Source organism: Nocardioides marinisabuli (assembly GCF_013466785.1).
In the GTDB taxonomy this organism is placed as follows: Bacteria; Actinomycetota; Actinomycetes; order Propionibacteriales; family Nocardioidaceae; genus Nocardioides; species Nocardioides marinisabuli.
In genome coordinates, this window is the sequence record NZ_CP059163.1 from 3,792,075 (window position 1) to 3,814,292 (window position 22,218).

At 72.1% G+C, this 22,218-nt stretch carries 25 protein-coding genes; 5 read left to right on the forward strand and 20 right to left on the reverse strand.

The window, feature by feature from the left end; genetic code table 11:
• Positions 1 to 17: 17 nt before the first annotated feature.
• From H0S66_RS18250 to H0S66_RS18270, 5 genes are all read right to left on the reverse strand, one after another.
• Positions 18 to 632: an acVLRF1 family peptidyl-tRNA hydrolase gene (locus tag H0S66_RS18250; protein ID WP_179616626.1), complete on the reverse strand. Its 615-nt coding sequence runs from the start codon at positions 630 to 632 to the stop codon at positions 18 to 20.
• 30 nt (positions 633 to 662) lie between these two features.
• The gene (locus H0S66_RS18255; RefSeq protein ID WP_179616627.1) at positions 663 to 2,075 is read right to left on the reverse strand and encodes an HNH endonuclease signature motif containing protein; all 1,413 of its coding nucleotides are present in this window, start codon (positions 2,073 to 2,075) and stop codon (positions 663 to 665) included.
• Positions 2,076 to 2,621: 546 nt separating this feature from the next.
• A complete protein-coding gene (locus H0S66_RS18260; protein WP_179616628.1) occupies positions 2,622 to 4,058 on the reverse strand; it encodes a CotH kinase family protein in 1,437 nt (478 codons plus the stop codon).
• Complete coding sequence (locus tag H0S66_RS18265) at positions 4,055 to 4,906, reverse strand: polyphosphate polymerase domain-containing protein (protein WP_179616629.1); 852 nt, start codon at positions 4,904 to 4,906, stop codon at positions 4,055 to 4,057. The genes H0S66_RS18260 and H0S66_RS18265 overlap by 4 nt, the downstream gene beginning before the upstream one ends.
• Entirely contained in the window at positions 4,903 to 5,505 is a 603-nt protein-coding gene (locus H0S66_RS18270; protein WP_179616630.1) for a DUF4956 domain-containing protein, read from the reverse strand. The genes H0S66_RS18265 and H0S66_RS18270 overlap by 4 nt, the downstream gene beginning before the upstream one ends.
• 172 nt (positions 5,506 to 5,677) lie before the next feature.
• Here H0S66_RS18270 and H0S66_RS18275 point away from each other — a divergent pair, with 172 nt between their 5' ends.
• Positions 5,678 to 6,352: a 4a-hydroxytetrahydrobiopterin dehydratase gene (locus tag H0S66_RS18275; RefSeq protein WP_179617523.1), complete on the forward strand. Its 675-nt coding sequence runs from the start codon at positions 5,678 to 5,680 to the stop codon at positions 6,350 to 6,352.
• An 18-nt stretch (positions 6,353 to 6,370) separates the two neighbouring features.
• Here the strand turns inward: H0S66_RS18275 and H0S66_RS18280 are convergent, their stop codons facing one another.
• The 14 genes from H0S66_RS18280 to H0S66_RS18345 all read right to left on the reverse strand — a co-directional run bounded on the left by H0S66_RS18280 (position 6,371) and on the right by H0S66_RS18345 (position 15,918).
• A complete protein-coding gene (locus H0S66_RS18280; protein ID WP_218876369.1) occupies positions 6,371 to 7,081 on the reverse strand; it encodes a maleylpyruvate isomerase family mycothiol-dependent enzyme in 711 nt (236 codons plus the stop codon).
• A 4-nt stretch (positions 7,082 to 7,085) separates the two neighbouring features.
• Entirely contained in the window at positions 7,086 to 7,334 is a 249-nt protein-coding gene (locus H0S66_RS18285; protein ID WP_179616631.1) for a VOC family protein, read from the reverse strand.
• A 4-nt stretch (positions 7,335 to 7,338) separates the two neighbouring features.
• Positions 7,339 to 7,722: a VOC family protein gene (locus tag H0S66_RS18290; protein ID WP_179616632.1), complete on the reverse strand. Its 384-nt coding sequence runs from the start codon at positions 7,720 to 7,722 to the stop codon at positions 7,339 to 7,341.
• A gap of 80 nt (positions 7,723 to 7,802) precedes the next feature.
• Positions 7,803 to 8,330, reverse strand: coding sequence for an ASCH domain-containing protein (locus tag H0S66_RS18295; RefSeq protein WP_179616633.1), 528 nt, complete (start codon positions 8,328 to 8,330; stop codon positions 7,803 to 7,805).
• Positions 8,331 to 8,356: 26 nt separating this feature from the next.
• Positions 8,357 to 8,722 carry a metal-sulfur cluster assembly factor gene (locus H0S66_RS18300; RefSeq protein WP_218877274.1) on the reverse strand — a complete coding sequence of 122 codons (366 nt, stop codon included), beginning with the start codon at positions 8,720 to 8,722 and terminating at the stop codon, positions 8,357 to 8,359.
• 52 nt (positions 8,723 to 8,774) lie between these two features.
• Entirely contained in the window at positions 8,775 to 9,227 is a 453-nt protein-coding gene (gene sufU / locus H0S66_RS18305; protein WP_179616635.1) for a Fe-S cluster assembly sulfur transfer protein SufU, read from the reverse strand.
• Between the two features lie 13 nt (positions 9,228 to 9,240).
• Positions 9,241 to 10,506: an aminotransferase class V-fold PLP-dependent enzyme gene (locus tag H0S66_RS18310; RefSeq protein WP_179616636.1), complete on the reverse strand. Its 1,266-nt coding sequence runs from the start codon at positions 10,504 to 10,506 to the stop codon at positions 9,241 to 9,243.
• 78 nt (positions 10,507 to 10,584) lie between these two features.
• Positions 10,585 to 11,343 carry a Fe-S cluster assembly ATPase SufC gene (gene sufC / locus H0S66_RS18315; protein WP_179616637.1) on the reverse strand — a complete coding sequence of 253 codons (759 nt, stop codon included), beginning with the start codon at positions 11,341 to 11,343 and terminating at the stop codon, positions 10,585 to 10,587.
• A gap of 31 nt (positions 11,344 to 11,374) precedes the next feature.
• Positions 11,375 to 11,710 (reverse strand): non-heme iron oxygenase ferredoxin subunit, encoded by a 336-nt coding sequence (locus H0S66_RS18320; protein WP_179616638.1) that lies wholly within the window; start codon positions 11,708 to 11,710, stop codon positions 11,375 to 11,377.
• Positions 11,707 to 12,900, reverse strand: coding sequence for a Fe-S cluster assembly protein SufD (gene sufD / locus H0S66_RS18325; protein ID WP_179616639.1), 1,194 nt, complete (start codon positions 12,898 to 12,900; stop codon positions 11,707 to 11,709). Before sufD ends, H0S66_RS18320 begins: the two co-directional genes overlap by 4 nt.
• A 51-nt stretch (positions 12,901 to 12,951) precedes the next feature.
• Positions 12,952 to 14,370, reverse strand: coding sequence for a Fe-S cluster assembly protein SufB (gene sufB / locus H0S66_RS18330; protein ID WP_179616640.1), 1,419 nt, complete (start codon positions 14,368 to 14,370; stop codon positions 12,952 to 12,954).
• The gene (locus tag H0S66_RS18335) at positions 14,367 to 15,098 is read right to left on the reverse strand and encodes a helix-turn-helix transcriptional regulator (RefSeq protein ID WP_179616641.1); all 732 of its coding nucleotides are present in this window, start codon (positions 15,096 to 15,098) and stop codon (positions 14,367 to 14,369) included. Before H0S66_RS18335 ends, sufB begins: the two co-directional genes overlap by 4 nt.
• Before the next feature lie 48 nt (positions 15,099 to 15,146).
• Positions 15,147 to 15,557 (reverse strand): hypothetical protein, encoded by a 411-nt coding sequence (locus H0S66_RS18340; protein ID WP_179616642.1) that lies wholly within the window; start codon positions 15,555 to 15,557, stop codon positions 15,147 to 15,149.
• Positions 15,550 to 15,918 (reverse strand): hypothetical protein, encoded by a 369-nt coding sequence (locus tag H0S66_RS18345; protein ID WP_179616643.1) that lies wholly within the window; start codon positions 15,916 to 15,918, stop codon positions 15,550 to 15,552. Before H0S66_RS18345 ends, H0S66_RS18340 begins: the two co-directional genes overlap by 8 nt.
• Before the next feature lie 56 nt (positions 15,919 to 15,974).
• Between H0S66_RS18345 and H0S66_RS18350 the strand changes: the two genes are divergently transcribed.
• From H0S66_RS18350 to H0S66_RS18360, 3 genes are read left to right on the forward strand one after another with little or no spacing between them, the layout of a single operon-like run.
• Positions 15,975 to 16,952 carry an ABC transporter ATP-binding protein gene (locus H0S66_RS18350; protein ID WP_258016982.1) on the forward strand — a complete coding sequence of 326 codons (978 nt, stop codon included), beginning with the start codon at positions 15,975 to 15,977 and terminating at the stop codon, positions 16,950 to 16,952.
• Positions 16,949 to 17,734 (forward strand): ABC transporter permease, encoded by a 786-nt coding sequence (locus tag H0S66_RS18355; RefSeq protein ID WP_258016983.1) that lies wholly within the window; start codon positions 16,949 to 16,951, stop codon positions 17,732 to 17,734. The genes H0S66_RS18350 and H0S66_RS18355 overlap by 4 nt, the downstream gene beginning before the upstream one ends.
• Positions 17,735 to 17,748: 14 nt before the next feature.
• Positions 17,749 to 18,603, forward strand: coding sequence for a COX15/CtaA family protein (locus H0S66_RS18360; RefSeq protein ID WP_258016984.1), 855 nt, complete (start codon positions 17,749 to 17,751; stop codon positions 18,601 to 18,603).
• A 381-nt stretch (positions 18,604 to 18,984) separates the two neighbouring features.
• Here the strand turns inward: H0S66_RS18360 and H0S66_RS18365 are convergent, their stop codons facing one another.
• Entirely contained in the window at positions 18,985 to 19,914 is a 930-nt protein-coding gene (locus tag H0S66_RS18365) for a heme o synthase (RefSeq protein ID WP_179617527.1), read from the reverse strand.
• A 257-nt stretch (positions 19,915 to 20,171) separates the two neighbouring features.
• Here H0S66_RS18365 and tkt point away from each other — a divergent pair, with 257 nt between their 5' ends.
• Entirely contained in the window at positions 20,172 to 22,199 is a 2,028-nt protein-coding gene (gene tkt / locus H0S66_RS18370) for a transketolase (protein ID WP_218877279.1), read from the forward strand.
• Positions 22,200 to 22,218 lie beyond the last annotated feature (19 nt).

The following is a 22,218-nucleotide window of genomic DNA, read 5'->3' on the forward strand; positions in this document are numbered from 1 at the left end:
CCCGGGCGGGCTGTGCCTCAGGCGTTGTGCACGTCGACCCGCACCGAGAGCGCGTCGGCGACGCCCTGCTCGAGCACGCTGCGGCGCGGGTCGGGCAGGGCGAGCCAGGGGTCGACCGGGCTGAGCCCGGCCAGCCGCCGGTCGGCGAACACCTCGTCGACGGCGCCGCGGTCGCCGCCGACCACGAGCGGGCCCCGCAGGCCCTCGAGGATGCGGGCGGCGTGGTCGGCGGCGGCCTCGTAGGCCTGTCGCGCCTGGTTGTCGCGGCGTCGCGCGAACCGCTGCTGGCTCTGGCCTCCGGCCTTGGTGCGGCCCTGCACGTGGCGCTGCCCGGTCTTCGACTCCCCCATGGTCGTGCCGCTCATCCGGGCGACGGCGAAGCCGCCCTTGCGCACCAGCAGCACCCCCCAGTCGTCGGGGGCAGCCGTCTCCGCCGCCCGCGCCAGACCCGCCGCGTCGGGCGCGGCGTCGTACGCCGTGGCGAGCGGGAGGCGCGCGGTGAAGCTGGACCCGTCGGCCGCGAGGCCGGTCAGGGCACCCTCGACGACCGTCAGGGTGGTGTCCCCGTGGCGCGCCTCGAAGTTGTGGATCCACCGCTCGACGCGGGCGGCGGGGACGAGGACCTCGGGCATGGCTCGACCGTATCCCTCACGTGCCACTGCTCAGGCGGCGTAGTCGATGTCGAGGGTCCAGTCGGGCTGGTAGATCTCGAAGGTCGAGCGGGGTCGGCTGGGTGGGGGTGGTGGTGGGCCGGGTGGGGTCAGGGTGCGGGTGCCGGTGTGGTCGACGAGGTAGGTGTGGTCGTGGGCGTCGCGCCACAGGTAGATGCCGGGGAAGGGTTGTCGGACCTGCCAGTCGCCGTGGGTCTTGACCCGGTGGTGGGTCGGGGTGAGTGGGCCGTAGTTGCCGACCTGGCTGGGCCCGCCGCGTGCATGGGGGTCGGTGTGGTCGGTCTGCATGGTGCGGCTGGTGCAGGCGCCCCAGGGGAAGCAGTCGGCCGGGGTCATCAGCTGCACCGCGCGGCGGTGTCGGGCCGGGATCTCGTAGGCATCGACCGGGCTCTGGTCGGCCAGGTCGATGACGGGGCGCACCACGAACCGCGCGAAGCGCCCCAGCACCCCGCGCAGCCAGGACTCGGTGACCGGGCCGTGGCCCTCCACGCGCGCGACCCGGTCCAGCTCCTCGCCCTCGGCGTTGACGTCGCACCCACCGGCCGCGGTACCGCCGCCGTGCAGGTGCACGAACAGGGTCACGTCGGGCATCAGGTCGCGCAGGTCCACACCGGCCTCCCCGGCCCGTGCGGCCGCGGCCGGGTCGGCCAGCAGCGCCACCGCGTGCACCCGCAGGTCATCCACGCTCCCGGAACTGTCCGGGTCGTCCCCGGTCTCGTCGGGCTGGGTGGCGCGCAGGCGGCGCGCGAGCTCGGTGACCGCGCCGTCGAGGGCCTCGATGACCGGGAGCGGGGCGCGGATGAGGAAGCTGGCCATCCCGTTCTCGCTGGTCCCGATCCGCTTGGCGAAGCGAGCTCTGGCGCGGCGTTCCTCGGCCTCGCGGGCCCGCGCCGGCGCCGCCGCGGCGACCTTGCCCTCGACCAGTGCCGCGAACCTGCTCCACGGGAGCCGGCCGTCCGCGGACTCGGCGACCTCGCCGTCGACCCAGGCCGCCTCGGCCTTCGACAGGTGACGGGTCTTGTCGGCCACGTGGATGGCGTAGGAGTCGCGGACCTCCAGGGCCTGCACCCGTGACCACAGCAACGGCAGGCGGAGCCGCAGATCGAGCGCCGCGGCCATCAACCGCCGCCCCGCATAGGTGGTCCGTCCGATCGCGGCACCGAACGTCGCGGCCGCGAACTCGGTGACCTCCGGGGTGCCGTCCCCGCCGTAGGCACGCGCCTGCTCCCGGCCCGCCTTGACCGCCGCACGGGAGCTGAGCCGCTGCTTAGGGTGCGCAATCGCCCACTCGTAGGCCAGCACCAACAGCTCCACCCCAGCCCGCTGCTGCGCCCGCGCGCACGCCGCCGCCCGGTCGAGGATCTGCTCCTCCACCATGTCGCTCACCGGGGCCGCGCTGCTCATGCCTTCACCCAAGCACTCGGCACCGACAGTCCCGACACACCCCACCTGACCTGCACGGATGTGTGCTCGTGACCACCTCGGGACGGACGGACTCGATCCGTGACGCTGCTGCTTCCGGAGCCGCTCCGGCAGGCTGAGCCCACCGATCTCGCAACGGGGAAGCGTGCATCCTCGCGCGCACGCGGCTCGGCGATACCGGGCGGTGCGTCTGCAACTGTTCTGACAGCTGGATCGGTTGCCGGCTCACCGCTGGCCCTCGTCCGGCAAGGTCAGCGGTGCATCAGCAACCGGATCCAGGACGCGAATGGTTGCTGGGCCACCGCCCACACCGCTTGCGCACTTCGGCATTGCGAGTGCGTAGGGACCGCAGGGCACAGACCGGCCCGCGGGGCGTGGGCGCACCCAGTCGGAGGCGCAAGGTCCTCGGACGGGGATGCCCGACGAGGAACCTTCACGTCCTGGCGATCCTCGCGACGACCGGCGGTGCGCCGGCCACCTCCTGCCTCAGCAGGTCGGTTGCCGACGCACCGCCACCCCGAAGGACGTTCAGCCACCCACCACGGGGCCGTCGTCGGTCTCGTCGACCGCGTGCCCGTCGAAGTACGACGCGATCGCCTCGGCCTCGGTCTCGACGGTGGAGCTGTCGACCAGGTCGCCGGCCTGGGCGGTCAGCACCTCCGTCCAGGCGTCGAGGACCTCCTGGGCGGAGCCGTCGTCGAAGAGCTCGGCCTGCAGGTCCTCGACAGCGGCGTCGTACAGGGCGGCGAACCCGTCGTCGGCCAGGAAGCGCTCCGAGAGGATGTTGGAACCCATGCCTCCCTCGCCACCACCCGGGCCGCCCTCGGGGCGCTCGCCGTCGGCCGGAGCCACGAGGCCCTCCGGACGCTCCCCACCCAGGGGCGGACCGGCGCCCTCGGGCAGCTCGGCGCCTTCCGGCAGCTCGGCGCCGTCCGGCAGCTCGGCGCCCTCGGGCAGCTCGCCCGGTACGCCGCCGCCACGGCCGCCACCGACCCCGCCGGCACCGCCGCCCCCGTTGGTCTGGCCGAAGGCGAGGTTGTGGTCCCACGCGACGACGGTCATCTGCCCGGCCTCGGCGTCCCAGCGCAGGAACGAGTTGTTGCCGGGGCCGGCGATGTCGTCGAAGTTGCCCACCAGGTCCTCGAAGGCCAGGTACGTCGCGAAGGCGTCGACGTCGAGACGCTCGGCCAGCCCCTCGGCGAACTCCTCGTCGGAGGACTCCTCGAGCCACTGCAGGAACTCGGTGAGCGGCGCGTAGTCCTCGGTGCCGGCCTCGATGTCGAAGACGTCCTCGTAGGCGGCGGCGTCGTCACCGCGGTAGGAGTAGTCCCCACCTGCCTCGGCCTTGTAGAGCGTGCCGTCGGTCCCGAAGGTGGCCTCGTCCCACCGGTCGTCGAGGTCCTGCACCATCAGCCGCAGGCTCGACTCGCTGTCGTTGGCCGAGAAGCTGATGCTGGCGGCCTCCTCGCTGGCCAGGCCTGCCTCCTCAAGCAGCTCGAGCGCGACCGCCTCGTTGAGCGCGGTCTCGCTGGTGTTCGAGCGGACGACGAAGCGCTCCCAGCCGTCGAGGCTCTGGCCGTCGACGAACTTGTCGAGGTCGATGAGCCACGGCAGGTCGACCGCGTCGGCGTCGGCGTCGACCCCGCGCAGCGAGCTGTTGCCCTTGAGACGGATCCCGGCGTCGCTGAAGGTCTGGCCGTCGATCGTCACGTCGGCGGTGAGCCACTCCTTCTCGCTGCTCTCCTGGTAGGTCGCCAGCATCTCGGCGTACTCGTCCTCGTCGATGTCGAGCTCGACCTCGTGCACGCTGGTGGAGTCCCAGACGCTGCCCTCGGCGCTGGTGGCGGAGGTCGCGGCACTGGTGACGCTGCAGGCGCTCAGTGCGCCGACGCCCAAGGCCAACGCCGCCAGGGTGGCGGCGCCGCGGCGTCGTACGGCGCGGGTGAAGGGGGTCGTGGGTCTCATGCGGACTCCTGTCCGTGGCTGTAGGTGAGGTGGGGCTGGAGGTGGCGGGTGCTGACCCGGTGCCACCGGTGGGCGGGCAGGCCGGGGTGCAGCAGCGCCAGGCCGGTCGCGTACTTGGAGATCCGCTCGGGACGGTGCCCCTGGGTCCACAGCGTCCGGTCGACGCCGCTCCGGGCGCCCGGCGACTTGGTCTCCACGACCGCCAGGCCCGCTACCCGCGCCGTGCCGGCGCCCTCGGGCAGCGACCAGGCGAGGTCGACGTCGATGGTGACCCGTGAGCCGGAGCCCGGGAGCCAGAGCGTGGTGCGCACGTAGGTGGTGCGCAGGGTCGGGCGCAGCGTGGCCACGTCGACGTGCTCGAGGCCGGCGCCGTCGAGCTCGGCGCCGACGAAGGCGCCGTCGTGGCGCGAGAGCGCAGGGTGGGCGCCCGCGACCGGGGCGACGTCGCGGGGCACGCGTGCCTTCACCGTCGCGCCCCTCGCCCCGCGGGTCTTGACCTCGGTGAAGGCCACCCCGGTGTCGAGGTAGTGGCGGGCGCGGATCTTGAACCGGTGCCGACGGCCACGTGCCGCCCGCCAGTAGGCCTCCAGCTCGGGGGTGTCGAGGTACGTCGAGTCGTAGCGGTGGCGCCGGCGTCCCTCGATCTCGAGCACCCGCAGACCGGGGTCGAGCGCCTCGAGCGCCACCAGGAGGTCGGGCAGCGAGGCTGCGGGCACGACGTACTTGCGGTCGGTGCGCGTCATCAGGGCGGCGTCCTGGGCCAGCTCCTCCAGCGACGTCGCGGCGAGCAGGTCGATGCGCGCCAGCGGGTCGCCCAGTGTCGCGAGGGGCTCGATGGTGGCGGTCATGCGTCCACCGCCGTCCGGCCCAGCGTCGCCTCGGACCGCCCCTGGTCGGTGGCGGGCCGCACGCTGCTCCAGCGCACGTCGACCAGGGTGGTGTCGTTGACCAGGTCGACCTTGTGGACCGCGACCTTGCGCACCTCGCCGCCCACGGTGCTGCCGAGGACTGCGCGCAGGGTCGCCTCGTCGGTGTAGGCCCCGTCGAGCAGCACCAGCTGCTGCTGGTCGCGGGCGAAGAGCTGCGGGCTGTCGGCCGCGGCGATCACGGCCACCAGGCAGGCCATCAGCAGCAGCGTGAGGGGCAGGTCGAGCGAGCCCAGGCCGCCGAGGAGACCCAGGGCGAGGGCTGCGAAGTAGTAGGCCACCTCGTGCTGGCCGAGCTCGAGGGAGCGGAGCCGGATGATCGACAGCACCCCGAACAGCCCCAGGCCCAGCCCCAGCGTGGCGTCGCTGTTGACCAGGGCCGTGGTGACGGCCAGGACACCGACGTTGACGCCGAGGAAGGCCACCAGCAGGTCCCGGCGGCGGTGGCGGGGGTAGTAGACCGCGAAGCAGAGCACGCCGATCGCGGCCAGGTCGGCCAGGGAGAGGTAGAGGGCGTTCACGTGGAGTCCTTACGTCGTTCAGCAGGTGTTGGTGAACCAGAGGTTGCCGCGCCAACCGACGAGCCGGCTGCGACCCACCTGGCAGCCTCCTGTGAGTGCTCGAGGGGGTGCGCGCGCCGCCGTGGAGGTGCACCATCGGGACCAGCGACCGACGAGGGGACGGGTGAGGAGCATGGACGAGCGGCGACGACGGTGGACGGCGACCGAGGTGCGCGAGGCCGACCTGGCGCACTGGCGGCAGGTCCTGGGACGGCTCAAGGCGCGCTTCCGCACCGGCGACTTCGCGACCGGCCTGGCGCTGGTCAACAGGATCGGTGAGGCTGCCGAGGCCGCCGACCACCACCCCGACGTGACCCTGACCTACACCGACGTCGTCGTGACCCTCGTCAGCCACGACGTCGGCGGCCTGACGGTGCGCGACGTCGACCTGGCGCGCACGATCAGCGCTGACGCAGCGGAGCTCGGGGTCGAGGCCGACCTCCGCGGCCTCACCCAGGTCGAGCTCGGCCTCGACACCGCCGACGGCGCGCCGCTCGCGCCCTTCTACGCCGCCCTGCTGGGCAGCGAGGTCGTCGACGGCGAGCCGGTCGACCCCACCGGGCAGGCCCCCACGGTGTGGTGGCAGACCCCGGAGGAGGGCGACGAGGAGCACGCGCTGCCCGCGCAGTCCTTCGAGCAGCGCTGGCACCTCGACGTGTGGGTCCCCCACGACGAGGCGCCCCGGAGGCTCCAGGCGGTCCTCGACGCCGGCGGCCGGCTGGTCAGCGACAGCGCGGCGCCGGCCTACTGGGTCGTGGAGGACGCCGACGGCAACCGCGCGTGCCTCTGCACCCCCGAGGGCCGCTGAGGCGCCACCCGCGCCGCCTCAGGCGTCGAGGTGCACGATGCGGTGCAGGCCCGGGCCCTCGAGCCGCGGGAGCGCCGCGGCGTAGCGGCCCGTCGTGAGCAGGAGCAGGGTGGCCAGGTCGCCCTCGACCCGTGGACCCGACCCGAGCACGACCGGCGCGTCGGTCGCCGCCAGGCTCACCTTCGACAACCGTCTGCGGGCCCAGAACGGCCACCCCATCCGCCAGGCGCGCAGCAGCGCGTCGGCGCCGGCGTTGGGCGGGACCGGGTGGTCGATGCCGAGCGGCACGGCGATGTCCTGGCTGTGCACGAGAGCGTCGAGCAGCAGGTTCTCGGCGTTCGTCCGCGACGGCATCGCCCGCGACCCCGCCGTGGCGCGCAGCACGTCGACGATCTCCTGGGTGGGCCGCCGCGACCAGGCGATCGCCACGTCGCGCCCGAAGCTCCACAGGTGGCCCCGCGCGCGCACCAGCCCGGTGACCACCGCCCACGTGGTCGGCTCGCCCGCCGGGGTCATCGCGACGTGGCCGGCGACCTCCCGCACCCGCCACTGCGAGCACAACGACTGCGCCTCCCACTCCTCCGGCTCCAGGGCCTCGAGCAGGTCGGCGAGGTCGAGACGAGCGCGCGCGATGTGCTCCCAGCGACGCTCGGCGTCGCTGCGACGCCCCGGTGAGAGATCCACGGCGACCTCCTCCTCGACCCGGTCTCGGTAGCGGGCGGTGGGCACGGCCTCAGTCGAGGCAGAACTCGTTGCCCTCGATGTCACGCATCACCAGGCACGACTCGTCGTACCCGTCGGCCCGGACCAGGTGCACCCGCACGTCGAGGTGCAGCCGGTTCTTGACCTCCTTGCCCTCCGGCACCCGCTGGAAGAACAGCCGGGGGCCGGTCCCGTCGGGGTCCTCGCAGGCGGACGCGCTGCCGCGCCGCTCGGGCTCCGCGCAGTCGGAGGTCACCTGGACCTGCTTGACGCCGCTCATCGGGTCAGGCGCTCTCCCAGACCCCGACGAGGTTGCCCTCGGTGTCGGTGAAGTAGCCGGTGAACCCCATGTCGCCCACGGGGGTCCGGTCGGTGACCTTCGTGCCGCCGGCCTCCTCGGCCGCGCGCAGCGCCTCGTCGACGCTGGCCACGTCGATGACGATGCCGGGGCCCTTGCCCGGGAACTCGTCGCTGCGCTGGAACATGCCGCCGTTGATGAAGCCCGGCTCCGTCGGCCCGGTCTCCGGGTCGCTGGGGCCCGTGGACACCATCGTGTAGTCCATCTCCGGGATCGGCATCATCTGCCACCCGAAGACCTTCTCGTAGAAGCCCCGCGCCCGGTCCCCGTCGTCGAACGGGATCTCGAAGTGCATCACCTTGCCGCTCATGCTGCCTCCCTGCTCGGACCACGTGTGGACCTCCCAGCAGACTCCTCGCGGCAGCCGGGGTCAAGGGACCCTGGACCCTTTCAGTCGCCGGCGTAGACGACCCGGAAGCGCTCGAGGACGAGCAGCATCTGCGGGTCGAACCCGTGGGCGGCGTGCTCGGCGAAGAACCGCTCGTGGGCGGCGCGCCAGTGCTCCAGCGACCGGTCGCCCTCGCCCTCGAGGTGGGCGTGCTCGGCGTCGACCTGGTCGAAGGCCACCACGCGCACGTCGGTCGTCTCGACCAGCGCACGCGGGTGCCCGTCGCCGTCGAGCACGATGCCCAGGGTGCCGGGCTGCGGCAGCGGCTCGTCCTCGAGCTCGTAGTCGGCGTGCGAGCTCGCGGTGGCCGTCTTGGTGCCGGCCAGCACCAGCGCCAGCAGCTCGTCGGCCTCCTGCTTGGTGGCACCGAACGCCCACGCCGGCGGCGGCACCATCTCCAGCGTCGTCGGGCCGAAGTACGACGGTGCGGTGTTCATCTTGGCGTGGAAGCGGGCCAGGTCCCAGAACGACTCGACCGGCCCGCGCCCGGTGAGGGCGGAGCCGGTCGTGTCGGTGCTCGGGTCGGTCATGGACCCAGCCTACGTCTGAGGAGGTCTCAGACGTTGAAGCCCAGGGCGCGCAGCTGCTCGCGGCCGTCGGGGGTGATCTTGTCGGGGCCCCACGGCGGCATCCAGACCCAGTTGATGGCCACGTCGTTGACCAGACCCTCGAGCGCCTGCTCGGTCTGGTCGGTGATGACGTCGGTCAGCGGGCAGGCCGCGGAGGTCAGCGTCATGTCGACGACGAGGTTGGTGTCCTCGTCGACGTGCAGCCCGTAGACCAGGCCGAGGTCGACGACGTTGATGCCGAGCTCGGGGTCGACGACGTCCTTCATCGCCTCCTCGACGTCCTCGATGCTCACCGAGGCGCCGGGGGCGGCGGTGCCGGTCGGGCCGGTGCCGGCCTGCGGGACCTCGGGCAGGTCGCCGTGGTCGACGCTCTGGTCGACGGTCGAAGTGTCAGGTGCAGTGGTCTCAGCCACGGGATTCCTCCAGAGATCGGGCGGTGGCGTCCTTCCAGGCCATCCACGACAGTAGCGCGCACTTCACGCGCGCAGGGAACTTGGCGACGCCCGCGAAGGCGATGCCGTCCTCGAGCACCTCCTCGTCGGGCTCCACGGTGCCCTTGCCCTGCATCAGGGTCAGGAACTCCTCGTGGATGCTCATCGCCTCGCCGACCGGCTTGCCGATCACGAGATCGGCCATCACCGAGGTGGAGGCCTGCGAGATCGAGCAGCCCACGGAGTCGTAGGACACGTCCTGCACGACGCCGTCGGCGAGGTGGACCCGCAGGGTGATCTCGTCACCGCAGGTCGGGTTCACGTGGTGGACCTCGGCCTCGAAGGGCTCACGCAGGCCCTTGTGGTGCGGGTTCTTGTAGTGGTCCAGGATGATCTCCTGGTACAGCGAGTCGAGCTCGGCGCTCATGGTGCTCCTCCCCTCAGTCCAGCTTGAAGTACGAACGGGTGTAGTTCAGGGCCTCGACCAGCGCGTCGATCTCGGCGGGCGTCGTGTAGAGGTACGACGACATCCGCGTGGAGCTCTGCACGCCGAAGCGGGCGTGCGCCGGGCGGGCGCAGTGGTGACCGGCCCGCACCGCGACACCGCGCACGTCGAGGACCTGCGAGACGTCGTGCGGGTGCAGCCCCTCGATCTCGAACGAGACCGCTCCCCCGCGCTGGGTGGCGTCGAGCGGCCCCAGGACGCGCAGCCCCTTGACACTCTGCATGCCCTCGAGGGCGTAGCGGGTGATCGCCTGCTCGTGGGCGTGCACGGCCTCCATGCCGACCGCCGCGAGGTAGTCGACGGCGGCGCCGAGGCCCACGGCCTCGACGATCGGCGGCGTACCGGCCTCGAACTTGTGCGGGATGCCGGCGTACGTCGACCCCTCCATCCGCACGGTCTCGATCATCTCGCCGCCACCCAGGAACGGCGGCAGCTCCTCGAGCACCTCGCGCCGGCCCCACAGGACGCCGATGCCGGTGGGCCCCACGACCTTGTGGCCGGTGAAGACCATCAGGTCGGGCCGCTCCTCCTCGGGCATCGCCGCGAGGTCGATCGGCAGCTGCGGGGCCGCCTGCGAGGCGTCGACCACGACCAGCGCACCCACCTCGTGGGCACGCCGCGCGATCTGGGCGATCGGGTTGATCGTGCCGAGCATGTTGGACACCCAGGTCAACGTGACGACCTTGGTGCGCTCGGTGATCAGCTCGTCGACCTGCGAGAGGTCGAGGTGGCCCTCGTCGGTGAAGGTGAACCAGCGCAGCTCGGCGCCGGTGCGCTCGGTGAGCATCTGCCACGGCACGATGTTGGAGTGGTGCTCCATCTCGGTCGTGACGACGACGTCGCCCGGCCCGACCTGCCGCGGGCCGGCCCACAGCAGCGTGTTGGCGGCCAGGTTGAGCGCCTCGGTGGCGTTCTTGGTGAAGATCACCTCGTCGCGGCTCGGCGCCCCGATGAAGGCCGCCACCTTGTCGCGCCCGGCCTCGAACGCCTCCGACGACTCCGCGCCGAGCTGGTGCATGGCGCGCGCGACGTTGGCGTTGTGGTGCTCGAGGTGGTCGACCATCGCGTCGATGACGCACTGCGGCTTCTGCGAGGTGTTCGCCGAGTCCAGGTAGACCAGCGGCCGACCGTCGGCGAGGGTGCGCTCGAGGATCGGGAAGTCCTTGCGGATCACCTCGAGGTCGGGCAGGAGGCCGTCCATCGCTCTCTCCTTCGGTCGGTGCTGGTCGTGGGCTGGTCGTGGGCTGGTCGTGGGGTGCTGCGGGGTCCGGTGAGGTGCTCAGACCTTGGCGGGCAGGTACTTGTCGTAGCCCTCGGCCTCGAGCTGCTCGGCGAGCTCGGGCCCGCCCTGCTCGGCGACCTTGCCGTCGACGAAGACGTGCACGTAGTCGGGCTCGATGTAGCGCAGGATGCGGGTGTAGTGGGTGATCAGCAGGACACCCTTGCCCTCGCCCCCGCGGAAGCGGTTGACGCCGTCGGAGACGACCTTCAGCGCGTCGATGTCGAGCCCGGAGTCGGTCTCGTCGAGGATCGCGACCTTCGGGTCGAGCAGCTCGAGCTGGGCGATCTCGTGGCGCTTCTTCTCACCACCGGAGAAGCCCTCGTTGACCGAGCGCTGGGTGAAGCTGGCGTCGAGGTTCATCCGCGACATCGCGGCGTTGACGTCCTTGACCCAGGTGCGCAGCTTGGGGGCCTCGCCGTCCACGGCGGTCTTGGCGGTGCGCATGAAGTTCGACACCGAGACGCCGGGGACCTCGACGGGGTACTGCATCGCCAGGAAGAGGCCGGCGCGGGCGCGCTCGTCGACCGACATGGCCAGCACGTCCTCGCCGTCGAGGGTCACGGTGCCGCCGGTGACGTCGTACTTGGGGTGGCCGGCGATCGAGTAGGCCAGCGTCGACTTGCCGGAGCCGTTGGGCCCCATGATCGCGTGCGTCTCGCCGTCCTTGATGGTCAGCGTGACGCCCTTGAGGATCTCCTTGGGGCCGTCGTCGGTGCTGACGGAGACCTTGAGGTCCTTGATCTCGAGGGTGCTCATGTGTGTGTCTCTCTTTCTGGGTGGAGAAGTCTCAGGAGGGGGTCACGCCGTTGAGCGTGCTGGCCACGTCGACGTACACGTCGCCGTCACGGACCTCCACGGGGAAGGTCGAGACCGGCTCGGTGGCCGGGAGGCCGGTGGGCTTGCCGGTGCGCAGGTCGAAGCACGAGCCGTGCAGCCAGCACTCGATGACCCCGCCGGCGACCTCGCCCTCGCTGAGGGCGACGGCCGCGTGCGAGCAGAGGTCCTGCAGGGCGTGCACGTCGTCACCGTCGCGGGCCACGACCACGGCGACGTCGTCGACCGTCACGGCGAGGCCCTCGTCGGCGGGCACCTCGTCGAGCCGGCAGGCGCGCTGGAGGCTCATGCGGTGGCCGGCCGGTAGCCCTTGAGCACGTTCTTCGCGAGCTCCTCCTCCACGGTGGCGGTGATCTGCTCCTCGAGGAACGGCACCCCCACCTTGCGGATCAGGTCGTTGAAGAAGCCGTGCAGGACGAGGCGGCGTGCCTCCTCGTCGGAGACGCCGCGGCTGCGCAGGTAGAACAGCTGCTCGTCGTCGAAGCGCGCGGTGGCCGAGGCGTGCCCGGCACCCTCGATCTCGCCGGTCTCGATCTCGAGGTTGGGCACCGAGTCGGCCTGGCAGCCGTCGGTGAGCACCAGGTTGCGGTTCTCCTCGTAGGTCTCGATCCCCTCGGCGACGGGGCGGATCAGCACGTTGCCGATCCAGACCGTGTGGGCTCCCTGGCCCTGCAGCGCGCCCTTGTAGAGGACGTTCGACTTGGTCTTGGGAGCAGTGTGGTCGGCGAAGAGCCGGTGCTCGAGGTGCTGGCCCTCGTCGGCGAAGTACAGGCCGAGGAGCTCGGCCTCGCCGCCGGGACCGTCGTACTCGACGTTGGCGTGCAGGCGCACCAGGTCGCCGCCGAAGCTGATCGAGGTGTGGCGCACCGAGGCGTCCCGCCCGACCCGGATGGCGTCGCGGCCCAGGTGCACCGCGTCGTCGTCCCAGTCCTGCAGGGTCAGCACGTTGACCTGGGCGCCGTCGCCGACGATCACCGAGGTGGTCGCGCTGTAGCGGGCGGAACCGGTGTGCACCAGCACGACCGTGGCCTTGCTGTGGGCGCCGAAGCGCAGCACGTGGTGGCCCCAGACGACGTCGTCGACGGACTCGCCGTGCAGGCGCAGCACGACCGGCTCCTCGACCTCGAGGTCGGCGGGCACGTCGAGCAGCAGCGCCGAGGCCGCGTTGGCCACGGCGAGCGCCGAGGGCCGGTCGTTGGGCGCCAGCTCACCGAGCTGGCGCGCCGAGGCGGCGTCGGTCTCGCTGAGGGTCACCCCCGCCGGGATCTCGGTGGTCCAGGTCAGCGACGACGAGGAGGCCTCGCCGTCGAGGAGGCCACGCAGCCGCTTGAGCGGCGTGAAGCGCCACACCTCCTCGCGCCCGGTGGGCACCGGGTGGTCGGCCAGGTCGTAGGAGGGCGGCGGGTTCAGGTGCGAGTTCACCCGGTCGACCTCGAGGGCGGAGGCCACGCTCTCGCGGGCGGCATCAGTCACGGTCACAGTCAGTGATTGCTTTCTTGGTGCGGTGGTGGGCGAGGACGACGGCGGCGCTCAGCCGACCGCGCCCTCCATCTGCAGCTCGATGAGGCGGTTGAGCTCGAGGGCGTACTCCATCGGCAGCTCCTTGGCGATCGGCTCGACGAAGCCGCGCACGATCATCGCCATCGCCTCGTCCTCCTCCATGCCGCGCGACATGAGGTAGAAGAGCTGGTCGTCGGAGACCTTCGAGACGCTGGCCTCGTGGCCCATCGACACGTCGTCCTCGCGGATGTCGACGTAGGGGTAGGTGTCGGAGCGGCTGATCTGGTCGACCAGCAGCGCGTCGCACAGCACGTTGGACTTCGAGCCGTGCGCACCCTCGTTGACCTGGATCAGGCCGCGGTACGACGTGCGCCCACCGCCGCGGGCCACCGACTTGCTCAGGATCGAGCTGGAGGTGTGCGGGGCGGCGTGCACCATCTTGGCGCCGGCGTCCTGGTGCTGGCCCTCGCCGGCGAAGGCGATGGACAGGGTCTCGCCCTTGGCGTGCTCGCCCATCAGGTAGATGGCGGGGTACTTCATCGTCACCTTGGAGCCGATGTTGCCATCGACCCACTCCATGGTCGCGCCGGCCTCGCAGGTCGCGCGCTTGGTGACGAGGTTGTAGACGTTGTTCGACCAGTTCTGGATGGTCGTGTAGCGGCAGCGACCGCCCTTCTTGACGATGATCTCCACGACCGCGGAGTGCAGCGAGTCGGAGGAGTAGATCGGGGCGGTGCAGCCCTCGACGTAGTGCACGTAGGCGCCCTCGTCGACGATGATCAGCGTGCGCTCGAACTGGCCCATGTTCTCGGTGTTGATCCGGAAGTAGGCCTGCAGCGGGATGTCGACGTGCACGCCCGGCGGCACGTAGATGAACGAGCCGCCCGACCACACCGAGGTGTTGAGCGCGGAGAACTTGTTGTCACCGACGGGGATGACGGTGCCGAAGTACTCCTTGAACAGCTCGGGCTGCTCCTTGAGCGCGGTGTCGGTGTCCAGGAAGAGCACGCCCTGCTCCTCGAGGTCCTCGCGGATCGAGTGGTAGACGACCTCCGACTCGTACTGGGCCGCGACGCCGGAGACCAGGCGCTGCTTCTCGGCCTCGGGGATGCCGAGCTTGTCGTAGGTGTTCTTGATGTCCTCGGGCAGGTCGTCCCAGGTGGCGGCCTGCTTCTCCGAGGAGCGCACGAAGTACTTGATGTTGTCGAAGTCGATGCCCGACAGGTCCGAGCCCCAGGTGGGCATGGGCTTGCGGTCGAAGAGCTTCAGGCCCTTCAGGCGCAGGTCGAGCATCCACTGCGGCTCGGACTTCTTGGCCGAGATGTCGCGCACGACGGCCTCGTTGAGGCCGCGGGTGGCGTTGGCGCCCGCGTCGTCGGAGTCGGCCCAGCCGAACTCGTAGCGACCGATGCCCTGGAGCTCGGGGTTGAGTTCTTCGATCGAGGTCATGAGGTGACCGACTCCTTCTCGTTGCGGGTCGTGGGACGGGTGGTGCGCCGGCTCGTGGCCGGCAGGTCGGGGATGCAGGTGGTGCAGACGCCGTCGCCGTGGGCGATCGTCGCCAGTCGCTGCACGTGGTGGTCGAGGACGCGGCTGATCGCCGCGGTCTCGGCCTCGCACAGCTGGGGGAACTCGTGGGCCACGTGGGAGACCGGGCAGTGCTGCTGGCACAGCTGCTCCCCCGCGCTCAGCGCCCCGGGACCGTGCCCGGGCAGCTGGCGCACCGTGGCGGCGTACCCCTCCTCGGAGAAGAGCTGGGCCAGCACCTCGGCCTTGCTCAGGTCGGGGTTCTCGGCCGCGGTGGCCTCGAAGCGGTCCTCGATGAAGGCCATCCGCCGGTCGGCGAAGGCGCGCACGGCGTCCTCGCCCCCGGTCTCGGCCAGGAACCGCAGCGCCTGGACCGCGAGGTCGTCGTACTGCTGGTCGAAGCCCTCGCGCCCGCGCTCGGTGAGCGCGAACTCCTTGGCCGGACGACCCCGTCCGCGGGCGCCGGCGGTGCGGTGCTCGCGGGGCTCCACCGCGCCCTCCTCGACCAGCTGGTCGAGGTGACGGCGCACGGCTGCCGGGGTCAGGTCGAGACGCTCGGCGAGAGCCGCTGCGGTGGAGGGGCCGTCGACCAGGATCGAGCGCGCGACGCGCTGGCGCGTCGGCTCGTCGGTCGTCCGGTTGAATTCCACAACATCAGTGTGCCGTTAATGCTCGGAGCCGTTCAAGCAAGGGCAGCCTTACCCGCTCACGGGCAGTGACGTGCGTCTCAACCAGGCCAGACCGAGGAACGGCAGCACCAGCGGCAGGAAGGCGTAGCCCTGGCCGAAGTGCGACCAGACGGTCTTGTCGGGGAACAGGTCGGGCGCCGTGTAGGTCAGCACCCCCACGGCCAGCACGCCGACGGCCTCGACCGAGCAGGCCACCAGCCCCACCAGGCGCGCGCGGGGCGTGCTGCGCAGGAGGCTGGCGGTGGCCACCAGGTAGATGACGGCCGCCAGCAGCGAGAGCGAGTAGGCCAGCGGGGCCTCCTCGGGCTGCCCGAGCAGCTGGACGGTCGAGCGCCCGGTCGCGGCGAGGCCCAGGACGCCGTACACGGCGACGAGCACGCGGCCCGGCCCGCTGGCCAGGTGCGAGGCGGACTCAGGCACCGGCGCCGGTCCACAGCGAGTCGAGGCGCACCTGCATGGCCGCCACGGTCATCAGCGCGACCAGCAGCACGACGTTGCCCCAGCGGCTGCGCTCCACGAGCGCCAGCGCGGCGCCGACGGGCACCACCAGCAGAGCGGTGAGCAGGTAGGCCACGAAGGTGGGCCCGGCGACGTCGGCGTCGGTGCGGGCCAGCGCGACCAGCCCGACGACCACCTGCACCAGCAGCGCCACCACCAGCGCGCCGAGCAGCAGGAAGTAGGGATCGCTGGGCGGCGACTGGTCGCGCACCACCATCACCACGGTGGCCACGACGGCGACCCCGGTCAGCGCCAGCACCAGTGCCATGAGCCACACGTTCACGCCGGCCAGCCTAGGGCCGCCCCGGAGGGCTCCGGTCGCCTCCCTACACTTCGGGGGTGCCACCGACCCCCGCGCGCGACGCCGCGCGCCCCGACGACGCCCCGGCAGTGGCGATCGACGGACTGGTGATGAGGTACGCCGACAAGACCGCCGTCGACGGGCTGTCGATGCAGGTCGCGCGCGGCTCGATCACCGCGGTGCTGGGCCCCAACGGAGCCGGCAAGACCACCACGCTGGAGACCTGCGAGGGCTACCGGCGACCGCAGGAGGGCCGGGTGCGGGTGCTGGGCCTCGACCCCGTCCGCGACCGGCGCGAGCTGCTGCCGCGCATCGGCGTGATGCTGCAGGGCGGCGGCGCGTGGAGCGGGGTCCGGGCCGAGGAGATGCTGCGCCACGTCGCGGCGCTGCACGCCCACCCCGTCGACCACGACCTGCTCGTCGAGCGGCTCGGTCTCGCCGAGTGCGGACGCACCCCCTACCGCCGGCTCTCCGGCGGGCAGCAGCAGCGGCTCGGCCTGGCCATGGCGCTGGTGGGCCGCCCCGAGATCGTCTTCGTCGACGAGCCGACCGCGGGCATGGACCCTCAGGCCCGGCGCACGACGTGGGAGCTGCTCGAGGAGCTGCGCGGCGACGGTGTGACCGTCGTGCTCACCACGCACTACATGGACGAGGCCGAGCGGCTCGCCGACACCGTCCACATCATCGACCACGGCCGGCTCATCGCCTCCGGCTCACCGCTGGAGCTGACCCGCGGCGGCAGCGTCTCGACGATCCGCCTGGTGGTGACGAGGCCGTTCCCGCCGGGTGCGCCCGAGTCGCTCACCGAGGCGCTCGGCCCCGGCACCAGCGTCACCCTGCTCGACTCGCTCAGCCTGCTCGTCACCGGCCCGGCCGACGCCTCCACCCTGGCGCGGGTCTCGCGCTGGTGCGAGGAGCAGGGGGTCCTGCCCGAGTCGCTGACGCTCGGCACCCGCAGCCTCGAGGACGTCTTCCTCCAGCTGACCGGCCGCGAGCTCGAGGAGCACCCGTCGTGAGCACCCCTACGAGCGGCACCTTCACCCCCAGGCCCGGTGGCGCGCCGCTGCACCGCCAGGTGCTGGCCCAGGCACGGATGGAGGCGCGGCTGATGCTGCGCAACGGCGAGCAGCTGCTGCTGGCCGTCGTCATCCCGGTGATCGTGCTCGTCGGCGCCGTCGCCGGCTCCGAACGGATCGGCCTCGAGCTCGACGGCCGCCCGGTGGACGTCTTCACCCCCGGCGTGCTGGCGCTGGCCGTCATGTCGACGGCGTTCACCTCGCTGGCCATCGCGACCGGCTTCGAGCGTCGCTACGGCGTCATCAAGCGTCTCGGCTCCTCTCCCCTGCCCCGCACCGGCCTGCTGGCCGGCAAGGTCCTCGCCCTGCTGCTCGTCGAGCTGCTCCAGCTCGTCGTCGTGGGCGGCGTGGCGCTGCTGCTCGGCTGGTCGCCCGAGGCCGCGCCCGCCGCGCTCGGGGGCGCGCTCGCGACCGCGGCGCTCGGCACCGCGGCCTTCGCCGCGCTGGGCCTCTTCGTGGCCGGCGTGCTGCGCGCCGAGGCGACGCTGGCCGCCGCCAACCTCGTCTACCTGCTGCTGATGGCCGGCGGGGCCGTCGTGCTGCCGGCGACGGCGTACGGCGGGTTCGGCGAGGTGGTGCGCTGGCTGCCCTCGGGCGCCCTGGGCGGCGGGATGCGCAGCGCCCTGATCGACGGCCAGGTGGCGCTCCTGCCCCTGGCGGTGCTCGCGGGGTGGGCGGCCCTGGGCACCGTGCTGACCGCCCGCACCTTCAAGTGGGAGTGAGGACCGTGCCCGACGTGCACACCACCCGTCTGCGCCAGGCCCGCTGGGCCGGCTGGGCCTCCGTGGTCGCCAACATCGGCATCGTGGTCACCGGTGGCGCGGTGCGCCTGACCGGCTCGGGGCTCGGCTGCCCGACCTGGCCGCGCTGCACCGACGAGTCGTTCACCCCCCACGGGGAGCTCGAGTTCCACTCGGCCATCGAGTTCGGCAACCGGCTGCTCACCTTCGTCCTCGTCGCCGTGGCCGTGCTGCTCTTCGTCGCGGCCCTGCGCACCCGGCGCCGCGAGCTGGTGCGGATCTCGGTCGTGCTCGGCCTGGGCATCCCCATGCAGGCGGTCATCGGCGGGATCACCGTCCTCACCGACCTGAACTCGTGGATCGTCTCGCTCCACCTGCTGCTCTCGCTGCTGCTCGTCGCGATCTCCGTGCGCTTCCTGCAGGTCCTCGACCGGCCCGTGCCCCCCGCCCGGGGCCCGGGCGTCGCCCTGGCCTGGGGCGTGGTCGCCGCCGCCTGGGTGGTCTTCTACCTCGGCACCGTCGTCACCGGGGCCGGCCCGCACGCCGGCGACGCGAACACCGACCGCAACGGTCTCGACCCCGCCCAGTGGAGCCAGCTGCACGCCGACGCCGTCTTCCTGCTGCTCGGCCTGACCATCGGCCTGGTCGTGACCCTGCTGGTCCAGGGCGCCCCCCGCAAGGCGGTCCAGGCCGCCCTGGTGCTGCTCGGCGTCGAGCTCGCCCAGGGCGTGATCGGCTTCGTGCAGTACTTCACCGACCTGCCGGTCCTGCTGGTCGGCCTCCACCTCCTCGGCGCGGCGGTCCTCTCCGCCAGCGTCACCTGGACCCTCCTGCGCGTCCGCCACCCCTAGCCCCACCGCCGTCGGAGCAGCGAGGGCGTCACCGTTGGTCGAGCAGCGAGGGCGTCACCGTTGGTCGAGCAGCGAGGGCGTCACCGTTGGTCGAGCAGCGAGGGCCGAAGGCTCGAGCGTCGCCGAGACCCCGCAACCCCACGACGTACGGCGAGCACGAGCCGACCCGTTCACACCAGCCGGCTCGGCGCACCACCGCCGTTGGTCGAGCAGCGAGGGCCGAAGGCTCGAGCGTCGCCGAGACCCCGCAACCCCACGACGTACGGCGAGCACGGACCTCACCGGGTCTCTACGACGCTCGTCGCTGGCGCTCCTCCCTGCTCGACCGACGACCGCCGCGACCCGGCCGGTTCGAGCCGGCCGGCTCGGCGCCCGAGGGCGTCAGCCCAGGAGCAGGGGGTCGAGCGCGACGGCGACGAAGAGCAGCGAGAGGTAGAGGTTCGAGGAGTGGAAGAGGCGCATCGGCTGGATCGTGGCCAGGTCGTCCGCGGTCTTGGTGCGGCCCCACATGCGGTGCGCCTCGACCAGGAAGACGGCGCCCAGGACCGCGGCCACGACCGGGTAGACCGGGCCGGTGCCGGCGACGGGCCACAGCAGGAGCGAGGTGGCGACCATCACCCACGAGTAGAGGACGATCTGGCGACCCACCTCGCGCGCCGGCGCCACCACGGGCAGCATCGGGACGTCGACGTTGGCGTAGTCCTCGCGGTAGCGCAGCGCCAGGGCCCAGGTGTGCGGGGGCGTCCAGAAGAAGACGACCATGAAGAGCACCACGGGCGTCCAGGCCAGCTCACCGGTGACAGCGGTCCAGCCGATCAGGGCCGGGAAGCAGCCGGCGAGGCCGCCCCACACGATGTTCTGGGTCGTGCGGCGCTTGAGCACCATCGTGTAGCCGAACACGTAGAAGGCCTCCGCCGCCACGGCCAGCAGCGCCGAGAGCGGGTTGACCCACACGTAGAGGACGACCACCGACAGCACGCCCAGCACCAGGCCGAAGACCAGCGCCGCGCGGGCGCTGACGATGTGGCGGGGCAGGGCGCGGCGCCTGGTGCGGCGCATCTGCTCGTCGATGTCGCGGTCGTAGACGCAGTTGAACACCGAGGCCGAGCCGGCCGAGAACGTGCCGCCCACGACGGTGGCCACCACCAAGCCCAGCGGCGGCACGCCACGGGCGGCGAAGAACATCACCGGCACCGTGGTCAGCAGCAGCAGCTCGATGACCCGCGGCTTCGTCAGGCCGACGTACGCCGCCACCACGTCCCGGAACCGTGCGGGTCCGGGCCCGCCACTCGCCGTCGCGTCGTCGTGCAGGGCGTCAGCGGCCGACTGGCCGGCGTGGGTCACGAAGGGTCCTCGATGTGCAGACGGGTGAGGTGGGGAGGTGCGGATGAGAGTCTACTGCCCGTCATCGGTAGGCTCGGAATCGCCTGGGCCCGGGCTCTGTTGCACCCCGTGGCACCTGAAAACGACTGTAGTTCCCCATCGGAAGGAACCCCGTGACCTCTCCCGCCTCCCTCGAGTGGACCGACACCGACCAGCTCGCGGTGGACACCGCCCGCGTGCTGGCCATGGACTCGGTCGAGAAGGCCGGCAACGGGCACCCCGGCACGGCGATGAGCCTGGCGCCGGCGGCGTACCTGCTGTTCCAGAAGGTGATGCGCCACAACCCCGCCGACCCCGACTGGGCCGGTCGCGACCGGTTCGTGCTGTCGGCCGGGCACAGCTCCATCACCCTCTACACGCAGCTCTTCCTCGGCGGCTGGGGCCTGGAGATCGAGGACCTCCAGGCGCTGCGCCAGTGGGGCTCCAAGACCCCGGGCCACCCCGAGCACGGCCACACCGCCGGCGTCGAGACCACCACCGGCCCGCTGGGCCAGGGCGTCGCCAACGCCGTGGGCATGGCGATGGCCGCCCGCCGCGAGCGCGGGCTGCTCGACCCCGCCGCCGGTGACGGCCCCTCGCTCTTCGACCACCGCGTCTTCGCCATCTGCAGCGACGGCGACATCGAGGAGGGCGTGAGCGCCGAGGCCTCCGCCCTCGCCGGCGTGCAGAACCTCGGCAACCTCACGGTGATCTACGACGCCAACCAGATCTCGATCGAGGACGACACCGACATCGCCCTGGCCGAGGACGTCGCGGCCCGCTACGAGGCCTACGGCTGGCACGTCCAGACCGTCGACTGGACCAACGGCGGCGACGAGTACGTCGAGGACGTCCACGAGCTGCACGCTGCGATCGAGGCCGCCGACGCGGTCACCGACCGCCCCAGCTTCATCGTCCTCAAGACGATCATCGCCTGGCCCGCCCCCAACGCCCAGAACACCGGCGCCTCCCACGGCTCGGCGCTCGGCGCCGACGAGGTCGCGGCCACCAAGGAGGTCCTGGGCTTCGACCCCGAGAAGACCTTCGAGCTCAAGGACGGCGTCCTCGAGCACACCCGGGCCGCCGTCGAGCGCGGCAAGGCCGCGCAGGCCGCCTGGGACGACGAGTTCGCCCGCTGGGCCGCTGACAACGCCGAGGGCGCAGCCGCCTTCGAGCGGATGCGCACCCGCACCCTGCCCGAGGGCTGGGACGCCGACCTGCCGTCGTTCCCCGCCGGCAAGGACGTCGCCACCCGCAAGGCCTCCGGCGCCGTCATCAACGCGATCGCTGCGAAGGTGCCCGAGCTGTGGGGCGGCTCGGCCGACCTCGCCGGCTCCAACAACACCACCATCGAGGACGCGCCCTCCTTCATCCCGGCCGAGCGCTCGACCGACTCCTGGAAGGGCGACCCGTACGCCGGCCGCGTGCTGCACTTCGGCATCCGCGAGCACGCGATGGGCTCGATCATGAACGGCATCGCCCTGCACGGCGGCACCCGCGTCTTCGGCGGCACGTTCCTGACCTTCTCCGACTACATGCGCCCCGCGGTGCGCCTGGCCGCGCTGATGGGTCTGCCGGTCACCTACGTGTGGACCCACGACTCCATCGGTCTCGGTGAGGACGGCCCGACGCACCAGCCGGTCGAGCACGTCGCCGCGCTGCGCGCGATCCCGGGCCTCGACGTCGTCCGCCCGGCCGACGCCAACGAGGTCACGGCCGCCTGGGCGCACATCATGCGCACCACCGACCGGCCCGCCGGGCTGGCGCTCTCGCGCCAGAACCTCCCGGTCTTCCCCCGCGGCGAGGACGGCTACGCCGACACCTCCGAGGTCCACCGCGGCGGCTACGTGCTCATCGACGCCGAGGGCGGCGAGCCCGACGTGATCCTGGTGGGCACCGGCTCCGAGGTGCAGCTGGCCGTCGAGGCCCGCGCCATGCTGGCCGAGCAGGGCGTCCGCGCCCGCGTCGTGTCGATGCCGTGCCGCGAGTGGTTCGACGCGCAGGACGACTCCTACCGCCAGCGCGTGCTGCCCGCGACCGTCAAGGCCCGTGTGGCCGTCGAGGCCGGCATCGCCATGGGCTGGCGCGACGTCGTCGGCGACCAGGGCCGGATCGTGTCCATCGAGACCTACGGCGCCTCGGCCGAGTACTCCCGCATCTACACCGAGTACGGCATCACGGCCCAGGCCGTCGCCGACGCGGCCCGGGACTCCCTGGCCGCCGCGGCCGGCTGAGCCCGACGTCGTACGCACC